Raw genomic sequence first — 14,276 nt, forward strand, 5'->3', positions numbered from 1 at the left:
AAGTAAATAAGTTTCACGCAGATTGAGCAGATTTACAAGCAATTTAAAATCTGCTAAATCCAAAAGATCCGCGTGAGATAAAAAAACATCGCAAAGAAATTAGAGACATGACCAGAAAACATTTCCTCAAAAGACTGTTGCAGCTTTCCGCAGTCGGGTCTGTACCGTTCCTTTATTCATGGCAGATCGAACCGTTTTGGGTGGAGTTTGTACAAAGAAAACTGCCTATCAAAAATTTGCCGAAAGAACTGGAAGGTAAAATCCTGATGCAGATTTCAGATTTACACGTGGGAGACCGTTTCGACTGGAAATTTCTCATCGAATCTTTTCAGAAAGCCAAAAACTTCAATCCCGATTTTGTGGTTTACACCGGAGATTACGTCAATCACGGAACGACCGAAGATCACGATAGTCTGAGAAAAGTAATGGCAGATGCCGTTTACGGAAATTTAGGCACATTCGGAATTCTCGGAAATCACGATTATGGCGTGAAATTTAAAGATGTTGGAACTTCAGAAATTATCTGTGAAATTCTTGAGGATAGCGGCGTTACAATGATTAATAATGCTCAAAAAAATTGTCATGGATTAAATCTCATCGGCTTCGACGACTTGTGGTCGCCCAATTTTGATCCTATGAAAGTCATGAAAGATTACGACGCTTCTAAAGCCAATTTAGTCCTCTGTCACAATCCCGATGTCTGCGACAAAGATGTCTGGAACGGCTATCAGGGCTGGATTCTCAGCGGCCACACCCACGGCGGACAGTGCAGAATTCCGGGAGTTGTCACTCCAATTCTTCCCGTCAAAAACAGAAAATATATTTCCGGAGAAATTGATCTGCAGGATGGAAGAATGCTCTACATCAACCGCGCGATCGGGCATTCTTATCAGGTGAGATTTATGGTAAGGCCGGAGATTACGGTTTTTAAATTGGAATGCGATGGAGACATTTAAAATAAATTCAGCTGCGGTTCTTTATTTCTGTGCAAGTTGGCTGGTTGGAATAATAATTCTAATGGCGTATCTGGCAAGAGCTTTAAATGAAGTAGTTGTTTTTCTTCTTGTCATTTCGATCCTCAATATCATAGTCAATGCAATTTTAATTATTGTTCTACTTCTATTTTACTATGTATTTTCAGAAAACAGAATAGAGTTTAGAAATTCCGCTGTTTTATTGTTTTTCAACTTTCCTGACATATTGTTTCTGTACTTCATTATTTCAATCATTTAAAATCAAAATCATGAAAAATTCAGCTATCAAAAACATCGGAAATTATACGTTTTGGATTTGTTTTATTCTCGGCAACATCTGCCTTTTCGGGAATATCATTACAAAAAATATTGATTTTGCGCTCTGCGCTTTTGTTTTGCTATATCTTGCGTCGGCGCTCAATCTGCTGATTATTTTTGGATTATTGATTTACGGTTTGTTTCGTCGCAGCCAGCTCCCCAACTGTTTTTCTGCATCCGCAATGCTCTGCATCAACATCCCAATCGCAGCTCTTTACACCTATATCGGACTCACTTTAAATTCTATTTAATTTTTTTTGGGCGCCTGTATCCGCCCTCCACTCCCGCTTTTTTGTGCCTTGGCTTTTCCCATCGCTTACAAAAAGAGCTCCGTTCAGGTCGGGGCGCGTGCAATTCACCGTCCAAACAAACTGTATTCATTTATCAAAGAAAAAACCTTACCCAATGGAAACCGAAAATTCAAATCTCACCAACTCACAGATTAAAGAATGGTGGAGTGAAAAAAGATTGCTCTACAATTTCGGACTTGTAGTTTCTGGAATAACTGCTTTTATCCTGTATGTAATTTTGGGCGTTACGCTTATTATGCCTCATGATCCCGAATTTGAAATTACTTTTTTTACAATGTTCTTTCAGGGAGTCGGCTATGTGGGCATGATGGTTTTTGCTAATTTATTCTATTTTTTAGGTGCGAATCATGACTTTAATTTTAATAAAGAAAATTCTCATAAGTTCAGAATTCATCTTTTTAATATCGGCTTTTGGTTTTCAGTTTCCCTGCCTTTTTTAGTTCCTCTGATGATTGTGAGGTCTTACTTTTTAGAATTTTATTAAAAAAACTTTCAGTAATAAATGCTTGAAAATAAATGTTTTAAAGTTTTTATGTCTGAGATAAATTCAGCTCATTTTGCAACCCGCAGTCTTTGCTGAGTGGAACGCCTTTGCGAACCTAAAAACAGTTAGTAATTAAAAAAAACCTTTGCGCACTTTGCGTTTAAAAATAAAAATTATGAAAAAACTCCGCGTAAAATTCCTGCTTTTCGTTTACGACAAAACACAAAAACTCTACAGAAAATATTTCAAAAAGAAGAAAAGACAGTGGCAGTTTAATGAAAAACAGCTTTTGGAATTTGAAAAAGATTCCCTTGGCAGAAAACTCGGCGAATTCTACAAAAAACACGGCTTCACGATGATCCCAAAAATGGAAAACCACGACGTACATCATCTGATCACCGGTTGCGGAACCAACTTCGAAGACGAAATCGCCATGCAGTTCCTGCTCCTCGGCAACGGAAAACTCAACGCCCATCTTTTGGCCGCCATTGTTTTGGGAAGCATCATCCTACCCGAATATCACAAAATTTACAGAAATGCCTACCAAAAAGGAAAATCAATGCGAGCCTTTCATCACATCGACTTCGAAGAACTTCTCTGGCAAAATTTCGAAAACGTAAAAGACTTCTTCAGACAGAAAGAAACTCAAGTCTTATTTTAACACCCAACATCAAGCATCCAACATCCAGCATCATGAAAACACATCACTATATATTTATCTCAACATTAGTTTTCGTTATTGTATTTTACAACGAAGATATTGGTCTCAACCTCGGAATTCTCGGGGTTGTTTATTCCGTTTTTACATTTTTGAAAACACCAGCTCAGAATAAAACCAAAATATTTTACTTTGCGTTTGTAGCAAGTCTGTTTTCGGCTTTCGCATTTGCTTATTACTGCGATGCTCCGTCATTTTTTGCTGAAATTTCTTCGCTTTTCCTTCTGTCATACCGCTCAAAACAAAACAGGTTAAAAACTTTTATGATTTTGCCGGTCTTTATCACCAGTTTTTTTACTTCAGTCTGTAGGGTTTTCAGTTTTGATGATTGGATGCCGAAGCGAAACGTTTCAGGTTTGTGGCAGAAAACTTTAGCATTTGTTCTCATACCATTAATTTTTGCCCTTATTTTCTTTTGGATTTATTCCGCGGGAAGCGATTCTTTTGCAGGACTGTTCAATAATGTCATTTTAGATATTAACCTCTGGCAGATTTTTGTGCTTTCGGTTTTAGGATTTTTCATTACCTTCAACTTTTATAATTTTACTGTGGAAAGAGTTATTTATAAAAACAATTCTATCCTCAACAATGCATTTTCTTCATCTTTAAATAGAGAAAAACCTACATTTTCATTTTTAGATTTTAATTCTGAAAGAGCGAGCGGCATCGTTTCTCTGGTGGTTTTAAACATTATGCTGATCTTTTTTATCGCAACTTATACTTACGAACAGTTTTACCAAACAGAAAAATCTCCGAATTACATGTCGGAAGAAACGCACAACAGGGTAGAAGCGGTCATTGGTTCGATTGTTATGGCGATTATGGTGATTATGTTTTATTTTAAATCAAATTTCAATTTTGATCCGAAAGCATATTGGCTTAAAGTTTTAGCTAAATTATGGATTGTTCTGAATCTGATCCTGCTTCTCGTAACAGCAGCTAAAAACACAGAATATCTTATTCTTCATGCCTTCACCTACAAAAAATTGGGAGTCTATGCTTTCCTTATTCTTTCCGCTGTCGGATTAATTATTACTTTCATTAAAATTCAGAAAAAGAAAACCAATGCTTACTTATTCAACTCAATGATCTGGGCTTTTTATGGAACAGTTTTAGCATGTTCTTTCGTCAATTGGGGTGGATTGATCACCTTTCAAAACAGCAAGAGAAGTGATTTTGCCATTAATTTTCATCTTCAGTCCATTAGTTTCAGCGAAAAACAATTGCTGAAATATGCTGAAGAAAAAAAGGATGAAAAACTTTTAAAAGAAGTTATTTTTAAAATTGAACAGGAGAAACAGAAAACCTTTTTCTCAAAAATTCTGTTCTACGAAACTACCAAAACTAAGTAATATGAAATTTTTATTTCCAATAGCCATCGTGTTTTTATCTCTAAATTCCTGTCAGAAAGAAAAACAGCAAGCGGTAAATGAAACTAACGACTCTGTGATTGTGGATGAACAGGCAGCAAACATCAATGTTGAAGAATCAGCAGCGGTGAGAATGAAAGATTCTGTCATCAACAATGCCCCAAAAACCAAAGAGGTTTTGGAAACAGGTGTGATGCGGGAAGAAAAAGACCGTGTGATCATCAGAATGGCAGACGGACAGAGGCTTCCTTTTACCATCGGAGAAAAATTTACAGAAAAACACGATAAACTGATTCTGAAAATTACCGATTTTACGAAATCTGATATTTCAGCAACAATAAAAGTCAAAGATAAAAACCAAAACATCCGATTTAATCAGATCAAAATGCCCGACGGATCAATGGATGGCCCATTCGGAAAAGAACTTGTACATGCAGTAAAAGGAAAAGGCGAACTGTGGCTAATCATCGGTAAAAACAATATGTCCGACGGAATCACCACCGGAGACTTTTCGGTAACAGTTGAATAATTGGTATAATTTGTGATGCCAGAAACAAAAAAAATTGATTTAAAATGAAAAAGATAGTAGCAACCGCAGTTTTTGCATCTGCATTTTTGGCAAGTTGCGGTGCAGTACAGTCTATTGTACAAAATACGTTTCCTTACACAACAAGTGTCTTAGTATCTACGGGAGTTCCTGCAGATAAAGAAGTTTCGTCTACGTCAACAGCAAATAACGTTCAAACTTGGTTTGGCGGAAATAATAATGCTCAGATCAAAGATGTAAGAATTTCTGATGCCAAAATCTCAGTAGCATCTCCCACAGGAGGAACTTTAAGCGCATTGAAATCTGTAAAAATTTACATATCGTCAGACGGTACCAGCGAAAGACTGGTTGCCTCGAGATCTAATATTTCTACAACATCTTCAAGCCTAAATCTCGATTTAAATAACGAAACAGGATTTTTGGATTCTGTAGTGAAAAGCTCGGGAGTAACAGTGAGAACCGTTTACGAACTGAAAAACCAGACTTCCTCAGACATGAATCTGAAAGTAGCTTTGAATTTCAGCAGCGTACCTGTAAGATAATTACATTAAAATATTAAACATAAAAATGTCTTTCAAAATTAATGAAAGACATTTTTTTTATCTGATAGGTCAAAAAATCTATTTGATATTCACAAGTTCCACATCAAATATAATGGTTGCTCCCGGTGGAATAGCTCCTCCTGCTCCCTGATCGCCATAAGCTAAATCTGAAGGGATGTAAAATCTGTATTTTGCTCCTTTGCTCATCAGCTGAATGCCTTCTGTCCATCCTCTGATTACGCTTCCAAGATTAAGTTCGATGGGTGCGCCGCCATTCTTGTCTGTAGAATCGAAAACAGTTCCATCGATTAATTTTCCTGTATACTTTACTTCTACAGCATCAGTTGCATTAGGTTTTGTCTTTCCATCACCTTCAGTTACAACTTCATACTGTAAACCTGAAGCAGTAGTTTTTATTTTTGCGTTTTGCTTGTTTTTTGCAAGAAATTCCAATCCTTTTTTCTTGTTTTCACCTGCTTTCGCTGTAGCTTCAGACATCTTTTTTTCGCCTTGCTTTTGCATGAAAGTCTGCATGAAAGTATTCATTTCCTCTTCAGGAAAAAGTTTTGGTTTTCCGGCCAAATCCTCTTTAATTGCCTGTGCCAATAAATCTGCATCTACATTAAAGCCTTCTTTTTTCATGTTCTGAGCAATGTTCAATCCAATATAATAAGATGCTTTTTGGTCATCAGTATATTTGTCTGTTGCCTGCTTGTCTTTCTTTTGAGCACAGGAAACGCTGAATATTGCTACGCAGATCAATGCGATGGTCTGTTTTTTCATTTTTTTTAATCTTAAAATTATAAGGATACAAAACTAACAATTATTGTGGAAATTCTTAATTGATATGTAAAATAAAATGCTTTCCCATCAATTGAGAAAGCATTTTTATTTTTTTTGAAGAGTTTTATTTTATTCTGTAAATAGAGATGTCAGCTTCGGAAGTGGTAGTTAGGGAAACTCCGACAAGCGATTGTCTGTCGATACCAAACTGAATTTTGTCACCAGCATTCAAGCTATATAAATGATTGATTGTGGTTTCTGTAATGCTGACTGTAAGAACTAAAGCAACGCTTACACCTCCAAAGCCTTTAGAATCTAAGATAGAAGCAGTGGTTGAGCCAACAGGTGTTCTCAGAATACGGATTCCCGAATTTGTAAGAAGACTTACATTGGCACCTGACCCCTCTTTATACTGATATGTGATTTGATAAATTCCTGTTGAAGGAACTGTATAAACTCCATTGCTCATGCTTGATGAAGGTACTTGTACTGTAGTTGTTCCTCCTGTTGTTCCTCCGATATTCAGTTCTACCAAACTGTTTGCAACGCTTAATCCCAGAAGGTTAAAGTTACTGCTAAATTTTGCAGCATAAGCTCCATCTCCTGCGCCAGTTGTTGGTGTTGCCGGCCCGTCAGGAATTATCTGCCACGACCCGTTTCCAACTCCATTGGGTTCTAATGCATCATAAATAAATAGTCCACGAGTTGTAACTCCTGATGATTTAGGTTCATTTGTAGCTGTAACAGGTGTTGTAACGTATACGATTGCACCGTTTTGAGCAGATCCATACAGGTTAGCGTTCAATCTAAGCTCATCTCCTGTGACACGGGGCGGAATGATTCCCATTGGCTGACTGGAAGTTGTACTTTTTTGAACGTCTAATGTTGCTTGTGGATTATCGGTGTTGATCCCTACTTGTGCGTGTATGCCATAGCTGCATAGAAGAGCTGTAAGCAAAATGTAACATTTTCTCATAAGATTTAATTTTTAGTTGGTGTTAAATTAGTTAAATTTAATAAAACCAAAGCAAAAAATATGCTATTATGTTGTGATTATCATCGTAATATTAAATTATTGATGCGTAATCAGTAATAGTGTGTTTTTGTAACTAAAAAAGGTTTCTTAATGAAACTGTACTGTTTTCACGGGTTTAGGAGTGATTTAACGATTTTAAATCACCAAAAACAGGAGTAATGTTAAATTTTCGTTTTTGTATCCATTATAATTGTAACGGGACCGTTGTTGATGAGAGAGACTTTCATATCCGCTCCGAAGATTCCGCTTTCGGTTTTTAGTCCGGATTTTGAAATTTCAGATTTGAAATATTCAAACAGCGGAATGGCTTTGTCGGGTTTTGCGGCTTTTATAAAAGAAGGTCTGTTGCCTTTTTTATAATCTGCGATAAGAGTGAATTGGCTGATGCAAAGTATCTCCCCAGATATATCCTGAATGGAAAGATTGAGTTTGTCATTTTCGTCCCCAAAAACCCTGAGATTTAGAATTTTTTGAACCAGCCAGTCGGCATCCGGTTTTTCATCACTTTCATCAATTCCAATAAGAAGCATGAAGCCTTTTTTTATTTCTCCTACAATTTTAGCATCCACCTTTACGCTTGCTTCAGAAACTCTCTGTATTACTGCTTTCATTTAAAAATATACATTTAAAACATTCGTAGAAGCATCGTAATTGTAAAGGTATGTTTTTGGAGGAAGTGACGTAACTGAAGTGGGATCTCCTGTCAGTAAAATCCAGGTGGCGTTATCTTTTGGGCAAACGATGCTGATATTGTCTTTTACTTCGAGTGTAGTATTGGTGTCCGGACAAAGATGAGGTGCATTTCTGTCATAGACCTGAAAGGTGTTTCCGGATCTGCGAACAATGATTAAACCTCGGGTTCCGGACTGTTGTTCGTTCACGTAAATCCAGCCCTGAGGTTGTGTAAGATTAAAGTAGGCGGGAAGGTTTAAATTTAAAGAAACATTCACAGGAGCATTAGGAAAACAGCTTACGGTATCATTGGTACTTCTGCAAGAATTTAGACTTAAATTACTGAAAATCAGAATTATTGAAAATATGATGAGCGAAAAAGTTTTTTTCATTTGAATTGAAATTTTTATATATTTGTAAAACAATAACGATTAACAAGCAAAAACATTGTCCGACAAATGTCGGATTATTTTTTTATACTAAAACAAAATTTTAAAATTATGGCAAGCTATGTAACTAAGGAAGGATTGGATAAAATGAAAGCCGAGCTTGAGCAATTAGAAAAAATTGAAAGACCGAAAATTACCCAACAGATTGCAGAAGCAAGAGATAAAGGAGATTTGTCTGAAAACGCTGAGTACGACGCAGCAAAAGAAGCGCAGGGAATGCTCGAAATGAGAATTTCAAAACTTAAAGATATTGTTACAACTTCAAAAGTAATTGACGAAACGCAGTTGGATACATCTAAAGTATCAATTCTTACTACAGTTAAACTTTTAAATAACGATACAAAAAAAGAGCAGGTTTTCAAATTGGTTCCGGATAACGAAAGTGATCTGAAAACCGGTAAAATATCTGTAAATACGCCTATTGCTAAAGGTTTATTAGGGAAAGTGATTGGTGAAACGGCGGAAATCGTATTGCCAAACGGAAATAAACTTTCTTTTGAAGTTTTGGATATCACTCTTTAAATATCATTTTTAAAACTCGGAAAAATGAGCTCAATATTTACAAAAATCATCAACGGAGAAATTTCCGCATACAAAATCGCTGAAGATGAAAAATTTATAGCATTTCTGGATGCTATGCCCTTGGTAAAAGGTCATACTTTGGTGGTTCCTAAAAATGAAGTTGACCTTATTTTTGATCTTGAAAGTGAAGACTATAAAAATTTATGGGCTTTTGCTCAGAAAGTCGCCAAGAAGGTGAAAAATGCAATTCCATGCGTGAGGGTTGGTGTTGCAGTTGTAGGTCTCGAAGTTCCTCATGCTCATATTCATCTTATTCCTTTAAACAAAGTCGAAGACATGAATTTCAAAAATGAAAGACTTAAACTTTCATCGGAAGAGTATTCCGAAATTCAAAATTCAATTATTAATTCTTAACAAATATAGAAGATCGTAAAAAAGAAATTTTTTGCGATTTTCTTTCATCATATACCTATATAAAATGAATCCAAACCAATGTTCTTTCTGCGGTAGAAAGAGAAATGAAGTACAGATGCTGGTTTCCGGGCAAAATGGTTTTATCTGCGAAAGCTGCATCGAGCAGGCGCATTCTATCGTAAAAGATACAGCGTCTTCAGATTCTGCATTGTCTCCGGCAGAACGTATGGAAGATTTAAAAAAGCCCAAAGAGATTAAAGAATTTCTCAATCAATATGTAATCGGGCAGGATCAGGCAAAGAAACAGCTTGCGATTGCGGTCTATAATCATTATAAAAGATTGCTTCACGCACAGACAGAAAACCGTGAAGTAGAATTGGAGAAGTCAAACATCATTATGATTGGCGAAACGGGAACGGGTAAAACGCTTTTGGCAAAAACCATTGCCAAAGAACTGAATGTGCCTTTCTGTATTGTTGATGCAACGATTTTAACTGAAGCTGGTTATGTAGGTGAAGATGTTGAAAGTATACTTTCAAGGCTATTGATGGTGGCGGATTACGATGTAGAAAAAGCGGAAAAAGGAATAGTTTTCATCGATGAAATCGACAAAATTGCAAGAAAATCAGATAATCCGAGCATTACAAGAGATGTTTCAGGAGAAGGAGTACAGCAGGGTTTGCTGAAACTTTTGGAAGGAAGTATTGTGAATGTACCGCCTCAAGGGGGAAGAAAGCATCCTGATCAAAAATATATCCAGGTAAACACCCAAAATATCTTATTCATTGCCGGCGGAGCATTTGATGGTATCAAAGAAATCATCGAAAGAAGAATGAATAAGCAGGCGATTGGTTTCAGTGCGGAAAAAATCAATAAAGTAGATGAAGATGAATATATTTTAAGAAGCATCAATGCTATTGATCTTCGTACTTTTGGTCTTATTCCTGAGCTGTTGGGAAGATTTCCAATCATTACCTATTTAGAAAAATTAACCAAAGAGACCATGATTCAGATTATGAAAGAACCTAAAAATTCTATCGTAAATCAATTCATTGAACTCTTTAAGATGGATGGTACAAAATTGGAGTTCACAGACGCCGCCATAGAGAAAATTGTAGACGATACAATGGAGAAAGGTCTAGGGGCGAGAGGTCTTCGCGGAACTACAGAAAAGGTTTTAGAAGATTATATGTTCAGTGTAGGAGAACAGGAAGAAATCATATTAACATAATATAAAATTTCCCTTAAACACCTGATATTATTTTTTTTAAAACAAAATTATTCTATCTTTGCAATTGAATATTGTATTAACACATAAAATAATATACAATGAAAAAAAATTTATTAACTATTGGTCTTTTAGCTTTAGGTCTTTCTGTTCAGGCGCAGACGGTACTAATGCATGTTGATAATGCAGCTAAAATGTATGTAAGTAAAGGGACTCTTGTCTATAATGGCGGGGGTTTGCAAACAAAAGGAGGTGGTAATATCGAAAATCATGGTAATTTCATGATTTCTGGTAATAATTCTTCTGATGTTTTTAGGAATTTAGATGGTACTTCTGGAGCTGAAGTTCCGGGTGGAGTTTCAGGTACATTTGTGAACAAACTCAATGAAGAAGCTAACTTTGCTTTAAGAAATACAGCCATTGGAAATCAGACAGTTCCTCTAAGTACATTAAATTATACTTATGGACAGCTTTATATTTCTGGATTAATTCAGGATAATATTAAAGCTGTAGTAAATCAAGAGTTTGCTTCGGTGAACCATGGTTCTTATCAACAAATAGGTGTTCCTTTTTGGGATAAATCGTTTACATCACTTTCCGAGTTTGGAAAAACTTTTAATACAACAAGATTTTCGCAAAACGAAGTATTACTTTGGAGCAACCCTAATACCGTATTTGATAATATAACGACTGCTAATTTTGGTAGCAATACCAGACCTGCATACTCGTATTATATTTTAGGTGCAGGAGGTACAGGTTCAGCTTGGGCATCAAATGGTTTAGGTACAAAAAGAACCCTGATAGGTAGACCTGTATCTGATCAATCGAATACGACTGTAACTTTAGCTGGAGCAGGTTTGCCAGTAAATTACGGAGTTGGTGGTAATGCTGTGAATGCTTATAATGAAAAGTATAATTCGTATTTGGGTGATTATTTTGCTTACACGGAACTTGCTGGTAATATTTGGGACGGAGTAAAATTTGGTAAAAATCTTTACTTTTTTTCAAATCCATATTTAACTAATATCGACCTAAATAACCTAATCAACCCATCTGATCCAAATTATATTAGTAATTTGCAAGGGATCCGTTTCGAGCCTACAGCTGGCGGCACAACTTATGTTTCAGGTCAAGGGGGTTCTGTAATAGGATTTAAAAAGGTTACTAGATCGGGAAGCGTGTGGACAGGAGATACTGAATATCTTAACGTGAGACCATTTGGTACATTTGTAATAAAATTAAGTAGCAACATTCCTGGGCCAAGCCCAGCTTCACCAACATTAAACTTTGCAAATCTTAGAAGGTTTAATTATCACTCTAAAGCAGGTGGAACTCCTTATTCTGTTACTGCTGCAAAAAATGGTCAAAATAATTCAGGTACAGTAAAACAATTGGGAGTAATTGGTTATGATGCAAACGGAAATGAATTAGTTAGAACTTATTTTGTAGTTTCTCCTAATTCAATTACTGGATATTCTCCTGATGCAAAAACTCAAATGGGTAATGACAATACTTATGATTTGGGTACTTACGAAGAAAATCCAACTATTGGTGGATATGATGTAAATTATCAAAATAAATATTGGTTGTATATCAATGAAGCAAATGATAATTTCGTTGGGAAGGCAATAAAAATGGTTAAGTATACTTCAAATATCGCTAATTTCAAATTTTTTGTTAAAGAAGATGGTTCACCAATTACACCTGGTGCTCATGCTTTGTCAACAGGTATAGGATTCTACTTTAAAGGTCCGGATGGTGTTCTTCAATCAATTAGTAATGAGCAAATGTTACCTGCTACAGGTGCTGCAGAACAGGAATATGATCTTTATTACGGTCAGCCAAATTCTGCTACCTTAGGTGCTACTGAAGTAAAATCTCCAACAAGAACGGTGGTGGTTTATAATCCTCCAATCGATGATTATATTGTAAGATTTGATCCAAAATGGAAAAAAGCAGATATTCAGGTTTATGACATGAGTGGTAAACTTGTAATCTCTGAAAAGAATGTAGATGCAGGATCTGATTATACTATTAAACTGCAGAAAAGCTTAAAAGCTGTTTATGTTGTTAAAGTAGTTTCAGACAAGGGAGAAATTGTACAAACGAAAATTGAGAGATAATTATAACCATAAACTTGATAAAAATGAAAAAAAATATATTACGCTTCTTAATTTTAACATATTTATTTGTTAGCGGATTTATGTATGCAGAGGAAGTTCCTGCTCCCCCGTCGGCAGCAAGACCTGGAGGATCTACTGGCGATACCGGGACACCTGGTGCACAATCCGTCCCTGTAGATATGTACGTTTATGTACTTGCAGCTATGGCAATTATGTTGCTTGTGTTTTTTGCAAAAAAATACAAGTCTCAAAAAATATAAAAATTATATTAAAATATCAAAACTCTCTGATTTGTTTCAGAGAGTTTTTTTATTTTTACAGTATGAAAAAGATTTTCGCATCAGCAGCTTTGCTTGTCGCTTTTAGTATAAATGCTCAGTTCGCGGTTACCATCAAAGCACCTGCTAATTTCAAAGAACAGGAAGCAATTCTATATACTTTAAACGGTTCGAAGGATATTGTTTTCACTAAGGAAACAGCTAAGAAAAATGTCTGGACTTTTAAATATCCAAAGAATTATGTTGGAATGATGAAAGTCTTTCTACCCAATACCAACAACAGTTTCAATTTTATTTCAGAAAATAAAAATGTTGAGATTACGTTGGAAACTGAAGGAGATAAAGTGAAAAATATCGTTTATCTGGATGAAGCCAATTCTTTGATGAATTCCATTCAGGAAGGTTCACAGAAAAAAGAATTGATTCTTCCTGCATTAATCCAAATTAAAGAATATTACAAAGGTGCAAGTGATTTCGGAAAAGCTTTGGATGCTGAGATTGCAAAACTTTCAAATAAATCGGCATCTGATTTTTCTACACACCCTTTCATCAGCTACTACAATGCTAATTACAATAAATTCTTGGTTGCTGAAAATTCCAGAAATATCAAGCAAGATGATATTGTTAATTTCATTGACAAGTCAAATGATATGCTTGAAACGTCTTCTTTGTTAAGACCAGTTTTGGTTTCTTATCTAAATGTTGGTGGGAATAACAATGTCACTGCTTCAGTAGATAAACTTTTGGAAACTCTAAAAGTTGAGACGCCGAGAGGGCAAACCGTTCTTTCTGAGTTAATCGATATTTTTGATGCTTATGACATGAAGGAATTTAAAACTAAATACCTCACACAAGCAAAAAATCTGAAGTGTACCATCACTGATCGCTTAGCTACAACATTAAAAACGAATGCTGATGTTGAATTAGGTGCTACTTTTCCAAACCACAATTTCCACTCGGTAACAAATACAAAAGCGAAATCTTTAGCTGATGTAAAGGCAGACAAAAAAGTGATTGTTTTCTGGTCTTCCACTTGCTCACATTGTGAAAGCGAACTTCCTCAGTTACTACCAAAGTATCAGGAGATGAAAGCTAAAAATATAGAAATAATAGGTCTTTCTTTGGATACCGACAAAGATGCTTACACAAAAAAAATAGCCGCTTTTCCTTGGATCAACGATTCGGAATTGAAAGGATGGAACAGTAGTTTTGCCGAAAAATATAATATTCATGCAACGCCAACTTATTTTATTTTGGATGCTAATAACAAGATTATCAGTAAGCCAGACCATGTAGGTGATGTTTTAGAATATTTAAAGCTAAAATAATTTTGGAGGTTTGTAAATATTTTCTATATTTGCACCACCAAAACGGCGAGGTAGCTCAGTTGGTTAGAGCGCAGGATTCATAACCCTGAGGTCACGGGTTCAATTCCCGTCTTCGCTACAACATCCCCTTCATCAAGGGGATTTCTTTTTTTATAAAATCTCATTAATTTTTGCCGACA

General features: G+C 35.7%; 17 protein-coding genes and 1 tRNA gene. 14 read left to right on the forward strand and 4 right to left on the reverse strand.

Features of this window, described 5'->3' with window-relative positions; genetic code table 11:
• Nucleotides 1-107: 107 nt before the first annotated feature.
• The 7 genes from AC2A1G_RS17445 (at nt 108) to AC2A1G_RS17475 (ending at nt 5,264) form a co-directional block, all read left to right on the forward strand.
• Nucleotides 108-956, forward strand: a complete 849-nt coding sequence (locus tag AC2A1G_RS17445; RefSeq protein ID WP_484048167.1) for a metallophosphoesterase — start codon at nt 108-110, stop codon at nt 954-956.
• Between the two features lie 287 nt (nt 957-1,243).
• Nucleotides 1,244-1,543, forward strand: coding sequence for a hypothetical protein (locus tag AC2A1G_RS17450; RefSeq protein ID WP_484048168.1), 300 nt, complete (start codon nt 1,244-1,246; stop codon nt 1,541-1,543).
• A 154-nt stretch (nt 1,544-1,697) separates the two neighbouring features.
• Entirely contained in the window at nt 1,698-2,087 is a 390-nt protein-coding gene (locus AC2A1G_RS17455; protein ID WP_484048169.1) for a hypothetical protein, read from the forward strand.
• A gap of 175 nt (nt 2,088-2,262) precedes the next feature.
• Entirely contained in the window at nt 2,263-2,748 is a 486-nt protein-coding gene (locus AC2A1G_RS17460) for a Coq4 family protein (protein ID WP_484048170.1), read from the forward strand.
• A gap of 32 nt (nt 2,749-2,780) precedes the next feature.
• Nucleotides 2,781-4,157: a DUF4153 domain-containing protein gene (locus tag AC2A1G_RS17465; protein ID WP_484048171.1), complete on the forward strand. Its 1,377-nt coding sequence runs from the start codon at nt 2,781-2,783 to the stop codon at nt 4,155-4,157.
• A 1-nt stretch (nt 4,158) separates the two neighbouring features.
• The gene (locus tag AC2A1G_RS17470; RefSeq protein ID WP_484048172.1) at nt 4,159-4,704 is read left to right on the forward strand and encodes a hypothetical protein; all 546 of its coding nucleotides are present in this window, start codon (nt 4,159-4,161) and stop codon (nt 4,702-4,704) included.
• Between the two features lie 44 nt (nt 4,705-4,748).
• A complete protein-coding gene (locus AC2A1G_RS17475) occupies nt 4,749-5,264 on the forward strand; it encodes a hypothetical protein (RefSeq protein ID WP_484048173.1) in 516 nt (171 codons plus the stop codon).
• Nucleotides 5,265-5,342: 78 nt separating this feature from the next.
• On the opposite strand, the gene bamJ is transcribed toward AC2A1G_RS17475, so the two are convergent.
• The 4 genes from bamJ to AC2A1G_RS17495 all read right to left on the reverse strand — a co-directional run bounded on the left by bamJ (nt 5,343) and on the right by AC2A1G_RS17495 (nt 8,147).
• Entirely contained in the window at nt 5,343-6,047 is a 705-nt protein-coding gene (gene bamJ / locus AC2A1G_RS17480) for a BamJ family beta-barrel-assembly machinery protein (protein ID WP_484048174.1), read from the reverse strand.
• A gap of 124 nt (nt 6,048-6,171) precedes the next feature.
• Nucleotides 6,172-7,023 (reverse strand): hypothetical protein, encoded by an 852-nt coding sequence (locus AC2A1G_RS17485; RefSeq protein ID WP_484048175.1) that lies wholly within the window; start codon nt 7,021-7,023, stop codon nt 6,172-6,174.
• Between the two features lie 221 nt (nt 7,024-7,244).
• Entirely contained in the window at nt 7,245-7,694 is a 450-nt protein-coding gene (dtd, locus tag AC2A1G_RS17490; RefSeq protein ID WP_484048176.1) for a D-aminoacyl-tRNA deacylase, read from the reverse strand.
• Nucleotides 7,695-8,147: a hypothetical protein gene (locus AC2A1G_RS17495; protein ID WP_484048177.1), complete on the reverse strand. Its 453-nt coding sequence runs from the start codon at nt 8,145-8,147 to the stop codon at nt 7,695-7,697.
• Nucleotides 8,148-8,255: 108 nt separating this feature from the next.
• On the opposite strand from AC2A1G_RS17495, the gene greA reads away from it, so the two are divergent.
• From greA to AC2A1G_RS17530, 7 genes are all read left to right on the forward strand, one after another.
• The gene (greA, locus tag AC2A1G_RS17500) at nt 8,256-8,726 is read left to right on the forward strand and encodes a transcription elongation factor GreA (protein WP_484048178.1); all 471 of its coding nucleotides are present in this window, start codon (nt 8,256-8,258) and stop codon (nt 8,724-8,726) included.
• Nucleotides 8,727-8,750: 24 nt separating this feature from the next.
• Nucleotides 8,751-9,140, forward strand: coding sequence for an HIT family protein (locus AC2A1G_RS17505; protein WP_484048179.1), 390 nt, complete (start codon nt 8,751-8,753; stop codon nt 9,138-9,140).
• A gap of 64 nt (nt 9,141-9,204) precedes the next feature.
• Nucleotides 9,205-10,371, forward strand: a complete 1,167-nt coding sequence (gene clpX, locus AC2A1G_RS17510) for an ATP-dependent Clp protease ATP-binding subunit ClpX (RefSeq protein ID WP_484048180.1) — start codon at nt 9,205-9,207, stop codon at nt 10,369-10,371.
• 98 nt (nt 10,372-10,469) lie between these two features.
• Entirely contained in the window at nt 10,470-12,491 is a 2,022-nt protein-coding gene (locus AC2A1G_RS17515; protein ID WP_484048181.1) for a T9SS type A sorting domain-containing protein, read from the forward strand.
• 23 nt (nt 12,492-12,514) lie between these two features.
• Entirely contained in the window at nt 12,515-12,751 is a 237-nt protein-coding gene (locus AC2A1G_RS17520) for a signal peptidase (RefSeq protein ID WP_484048182.1), read from the forward strand.
• A 62-nt stretch (nt 12,752-12,813) separates the two neighbouring features.
• Nucleotides 12,814-14,097: a peroxiredoxin family protein gene (locus tag AC2A1G_RS17525; RefSeq protein WP_484048183.1), complete on the forward strand. Its 1,284-nt coding sequence runs from the start codon at nt 12,814-12,816 to the stop codon at nt 14,095-14,097.
• Between the two features lie 44 nt (nt 14,098-14,141).
• A tRNA-Met gene (locus AC2A1G_RS17530) sits at nt 14,142-14,215 on the forward strand.
• Nucleotides 14,216-14,276 lie beyond the last annotated feature (61 nt).

The sequence above is a fragment of the Chryseobacterium sp. HNCC26DJ240 genome (assembly GCF_057180485.1).

Coding starts and splice junctions, on each gene's coding strand:
- AC2A1G_RS17445 (WP_484048167.1), top strand. CDS start 108: ATGACCAGAAAACATTTCCTCAAAAGACTGTTGCAGCTTTCCGCAGTC.
- AC2A1G_RS17450 (WP_484048168.1), top strand. CDS start 1,244: ATGAAAAATTCAGCTATCAAAAACATCGGAAATTATACGTTTTGGATT.
- AC2A1G_RS17455 (WP_484048169.1), top strand. CDS start 1,698: ATGGAAACCGAAAATTCAAATCTCACCAACTCACAGATTAAAGAATGG.
- AC2A1G_RS17460 (WP_484048170.1), top strand. CDS start 2,263: ATGAAAAAACTCCGCGTAAAATTCCTGCTTTTCGTTTACGACAAAACA.
- AC2A1G_RS17465 (WP_484048171.1), top strand. CDS start 2,781: ATGAAAACACATCACTATATATTTATCTCAACATTAGTTTTCGTTATT.
- AC2A1G_RS17470 (WP_484048172.1), top strand. CDS start 4,159: ATGAAATTTTTATTTCCAATAGCCATCGTGTTTTTATCTCTAAATTCC.
- AC2A1G_RS17475 (WP_484048173.1), top strand. CDS start 4,749: ATGAAAAAGATAGTAGCAACCGCAGTTTTTGCATCTGCATTTTTGGCA.
- bamJ (WP_484048174.1), bottom strand. CDS start 6,047: ATGAAAAAACAGACCATCGCATTGATCTGCGTAGCAATATTCAGCGTT.
- AC2A1G_RS17485 (WP_484048175.1), bottom strand. CDS start 7,023: ATGAGAAAATGTTACATTTTGCTTACAGCTCTTCTATGCAGCTATGGC.
- dtd (WP_484048176.1), bottom strand. CDS start 7,694: ATGAAAGCAGTAATACAGAGAGTTTCTGAAGCAAGCGTAAAGGTGGAT.
- AC2A1G_RS17495 (WP_484048177.1), bottom strand. CDS start 8,147: ATGAAAAAAACTTTTTCGCTCATCATATTTTCAATAATTCTGATTTTC.
- greA (WP_484048178.1), top strand. CDS start 8,256: ATGGCAAGCTATGTAACTAAGGAAGGATTGGATAAAATGAAAGCCGAG.
- AC2A1G_RS17505 (WP_484048179.1), top strand. CDS start 8,751: ATGAGCTCAATATTTACAAAAATCATCAACGGAGAAATTTCCGCATAC.
- clpX (WP_484048180.1), top strand. CDS start 9,205: ATGAATCCAAACCAATGTTCTTTCTGCGGTAGAAAGAGAAATGAAGTA.
- AC2A1G_RS17515 (WP_484048181.1), top strand. CDS start 10,470: ATGAAAAAAAATTTATTAACTATTGGTCTTTTAGCTTTAGGTCTTTCT.
- AC2A1G_RS17520 (WP_484048182.1), top strand. CDS start 12,515: ATGAAAAAAAATATATTACGCTTCTTAATTTTAACATATTTATTTGTT.
- AC2A1G_RS17525 (WP_484048183.1), top strand. CDS start 12,814: ATGAAAAAGATTTTCGCATCAGCAGCTTTGCTTGTCGCTTTTAGTATA.